Source organism: Phascolarctobacterium sp. (assembly GCF_045124115.1).
GTDB lineage: Bacteria > Bacillota > Negativicutes > Acidaminococcales > Acidaminococcaceae > Phascolarctobacterium_A.
Window position 1 is genome coordinate 1 of the sequence record NZ_JBGVLF010000013.1, and the last position, 4,255, is coordinate 4,255.

Sequence of the window (4,255 nt, forward strand, 5' to 3'; positions counted from 1 at the left end):
ACCTTCGGCGGCGACAAACTGATGACCCGTTATGAAATGGCTCAAATCGTTGCTAAAGCTATGGCTAAAGGCGCTAACGTTGACAAACTGGCTGCTGAATTCGCTGACGAACTGGACAACCTGGGCGTTCGCGTAGCTAACCTGGAAAAGAAAGCTGACAACGTTAAAATCACCGGTCAAGTTCGTTATCGTTACTCTGACAGCGATTTGAAAGGCAACAGCAACAACAACCTGCGTTCCCGTCTGTGGATTGCTGGCGAAGTTAACGAAGACTGGTCCTACACCGGTATGATTCAAAACATCCAAGACTTTAGCAATGACAGTGGCGACGAAGAAACCAAATTCCAACGCGCTTATGTTGAAGGTAAAGTTGGCGGTGTAAAAGTTCTGGCTGGTCGTTATAATGCGTTCTTCGGCAATGGTAATGTTTATGATACCCGTGCTGATGGTGTTGAACTGTCCTATGGCGAAAAAATCAAAATCAAAGGTTTCGCTGGTAAAGCAACGGATACTTCTGTAAATGATAAAAATGGTTCTGATGGCGATTACTGCGGTGGCGAAATCAGTGCTAAACTGGCTGGCGTAAACCTGATGGGTGGCTATGTAAACTTCAAAGACATGGGCACCAACGAAGATATCAGAGAAACTAACAAAGACAATGCTATCTGGTATGTTGGCGCTGATTACACCGTTGGCGATGTAACCTTGAATGCTATGTACCTGAAAGGCGACGAAAGCAAAGACGACGTTGACACAAAAGATGGCTATGTAGTAGGTCTGTCCTACAAAGGTGCTAGCGCTGCTGAAGTAGGTTCTTGGGGCCTGTTCGCTAACTACTATGACCAAGGCAAACAAACTGCTGTTGAACACACCACTGATGCTAACTGGTTCGCTGGTGAAGGTTTCAAAGGTTATGGCGTTGGCGTAAACTACACCTTCGCTAAGAACATCGTTGGTACCGTTCACTACTATGACACTGAGTCCAAAACTGAAGACAAGGATGACCAAATCCTGTACGCTGACTTGGTATTCAGCTTCTAATTCAAAACAAAAAGTTTCGCAAAACTTTTCTGGGAGCCTCCGCAGGGAGGCTCCTTTTTTGTTTGCACACCTCAATCTGCTGGACAATCTCATATACACAAAAAAGACCTACGCAGACTATTACATCTACATAGGTCATTTTAAATTACGTTCTTTATAAAACTAAGGTAGTATTAAGGCTTTTAGCGATTTCTTCCAAGCGTTCCATGGACAGCTTGGTGTATTTCATAATCTTATTAGCCGGCTCGCCGTCTTTGATCATGTCGGTAGCGAAGGAGTTTGTAGCTTCGGTGCGTCCAGCTACTTTTCCTTTAGCTTCATATTCATCTTTCATCATAGTAGAAAATCTGTCCATAGTATTCTCTCCCTTCATAATAGCAGTGGGAATAATTTCCTCAAAAAGTTTATTGTTAGAAATTGCTGCCATGAGCTTTAAAAATGCATCAACATGCTTGATGGTACCCTGAGATGGTACGTAATTGTTATTTGTACGCATTTGCACTATATAATCTGCAATGTACTTGAAATCGCTTTTAAACATATTTATTTGCTCTTGGGATAAGTAAGCAATTTCGAAAACTTTTATTTTATAATCATTATGCATGTCATCAGGAAAGACAGTAGCCTTTTTTATACAGTCGCTAAGCCTTTTAGGTGCAGTCCAACGCTTAGTGCCAAAATAAAGGACAAGCGTAATTACTTCGCATGGTTCTTTATCGCTTAGCTGTGCTCTGTAACTAGCTCCGTCATATGAAATCACTCGCAGAGGCATTCGAAAATCCATATTAGTTTGATTTTCAAAGCCTAAACAAGCAATTCTAATATCGGATTGATGCTTTGTCCAAAATTTAGCAACATCACGTTCCTGCTCGTGAAGGTTGCCATCCACTTTCATTTGTGAACGGACATTGACTCGTTGTAAGCTTTCTGGAGCAACGATTTGCTTGCCACCGAAAACAAGCACATTGATAATATCTGCAAAGACGTCATTATAGTCTTCCAGTAATTTTTCGGCAATATCTTTATCTGCCATAAAATCTCAACTCCTGTACGTTTAGATATAGGGATGAGACCATAGCAGTATAAAAATTGAATTTTACGCATAGTACGGCACATCCCTTAAAAATAGTGTGGGAGTGCGTACTACTATGCGGTGGAACTTCCCAAGGACTACCGCAATGTCGGCAGCACGTGCGTTGCTTACACCGCTGCGTCAAACCGTAAAATTTCTTTGATGACGATACCTGCCTTTATAATGAGATGTTCGTAGTGCAACTTTTCTACTACCTACATTATAGCACGAATAAAGGGAGAAGTAGTTAAAATTTCTTGAAATGGCATGTAAATATGAGAAATGGACGCCCCCTCTCAGTCAGCGTCGCTACGCTCCGCTGACAGCTCTGACGCAACGCCCCAGTTAGACACGAGCGTAAGCGAAGTGTATAACTGTAGGGCGTGCTAATATCCGTAGGATGCCCAAAGGGAGAGCCAAGAACGAATAGCGAATTTCTACCATCTCGGCTCTCCTTGGGGAGAGCTGTCAACAAGCTGCGATAGCAGCGCAGTTGACTGAGAGGGGAAAATTATATAAGTTTAGCTTATCTTCCTATCTCTTTTTCTAATTTGTCATTAGCTTTTCTACAGTTTACAATAAGTTTAACTAATCAGTAACTTTTTGCGTAAAGGTGGTTGAACACATGCTATTACGACAAATGAAATATTTTTTGGCAGTTGCAGACTGCAAAAGCTTTAGCGAAGCAGCGGAGCAATGCTATATTTCCCAAAGCGCCATCAGCCAGCAAATCAAAGCCTTGGAAGATGAACTAGGCATCGCCCTTATCCAGCGCAGTAACAGGCGTTTTTTGCTGACGGAAGCTGGGGAATATTTCTACGCCCACGCGCAAGCAATGCTTCAATCCGTGGACGAACTCAAAGCAGGACTTGCAGAAATCAAAGCCAAGGAGCACCGCGTCTTCCGTTTAGGCTGCGATGGGTGGTTCCCCATGGGTGCCATGTACCAAGCAGTCAACAGCGTTTTAGCTGAAAACAGCAATGCAGAAATCACTATTTCCTTTCACACCCACGAAGATGCATTGGATATGCTCCACCAAGCGCAACTCGATATGTTTTTAGGCGATCTGCGCAGTGCGGATGAAGAAAATGATTTTAGTTACCACGGGCTAACCAAAACTAATTTAGGCGTCATCGTTCCTGCCCGCAGCGAACTTGCTGCCCAAGAAACCCTTGCTCCCGAAGATTTGGCAGAACTGCCCTGCGTGCTACCCGAAGATGTAATGAGCGTTAACGATTGGAAAAAGTTCCGCTCACTCTACGGTTTTGCGGATAATCGAATTACCCCCCCCACTCTCCGGGCAGCCCTTGCCCGCCTTATTACAGATGGTGGCTATTTACTATTGCCCCACCGCCTTGGCCTGCCTAGCGAGTACGCAGGCTGCCTGCAACTGCATCCTTTAGCAAGCAATTCTACAGCCATCACTCTTGACCAAGGTGCCTTTTGGCAACCGCAAAACACGCCCTTCCATATAAAGGAAGTACGCTCCCAACTATTAGCCAATCTATCAGCTGCGCTTATAAATGTATAAGCAAGCAGAATTGTTCCAAAATTACAATTGTCTTATAATTGACTTGTAAGTCAAGCAAGGATGAGACTAGGATTTACCTCAGGGGTGGGGTTTGAAGGTTTCATCAGCGAGTACTTGTTTGGCATACGGCAGGCCGGGGACACGCCTTACGTCCCTCTCCTGCGATGACCCTGTTATAAAGCACTCTCACGATAGCTGAAACGGAAATCAATAGCAGAGGAAACAAGGCAACTCTTGCAAGATTTGATGGAAGGGCTAGCTCTCCTAAGGAGTGTTTTGTAAAATAAACATTTTTCCTAAAGGAGGAAAACATCATGAAAAAATCTTTAGTATTGGCAATGGCTATGGCTCTGGGCGTAACTGCTTCCGCATACGCTGCTAACCCGTTCTCCGATGTACCTGCTGGTCATTGGGCTTATGACTCCATCAACAAACTGGCTGCTGCCGGCGTTATCGACGGCTACGGCGATGCTACCTTCGGCGGCGACAAACTGATGACCCGTTATGAAATGGCTCAAATCGTTGCTAAAGCTATGGCTAAAGGCGCTAACGTTGACAAACTGGCTGCTGAATTCGCTGACGAACTGGACAACCTGGGCGTTCGCGTAGCT

At 44.3% G+C, this 4,255-nt stretch carries 4 protein-coding genes; 3 read left to right on the plus strand and 1 reads right to left on the minus strand.

Going from position 1 to position 4,255, the window contains the following annotated elements:
• A partial coding sequence (locus ACJMM4_RS01515) for a porin (protein ID WP_405382772.1) occupies positions 1-1,041 on the plus strand: 1,041 nt, incomplete at its 5' end.
• 154 nt (positions 1,042-1,195) lie between these two features.
• Here ACJMM4_RS01515 and ACJMM4_RS01520 read toward each other — a convergent pair.
• Positions 1,196-2,074 (minus strand): Rpn family recombination-promoting nuclease/putative transposase, encoded by an 879-nt coding sequence (locus ACJMM4_RS01520; RefSeq protein ID WP_405382774.1) that lies wholly within the window; start codon positions 2,072-2,074, stop codon positions 1,196-1,198.
• A gap of 664 nt (positions 2,075-2,738) precedes the next feature.
• Here ACJMM4_RS01520 and ACJMM4_RS01525 point away from each other — a divergent pair.
• Together ACJMM4_RS01525 and ACJMM4_RS01530 are read left to right on the plus strand one after the other, a co-directional pair.
• Complete coding sequence (locus ACJMM4_RS01525; protein ID WP_405382776.1) at positions 2,739-3,644, plus strand: LysR family transcriptional regulator; 906 nt, start codon at positions 2,739-2,741, stop codon at positions 3,642-3,644.
• Between the two features lie 314 nt (positions 3,645-3,958).
• A partial coding sequence (locus ACJMM4_RS01530; RefSeq protein WP_405382778.1) for an S-layer homology domain-containing protein occupies positions 3,959-4,255 on the plus strand: 297 nt, incomplete at its 3' end.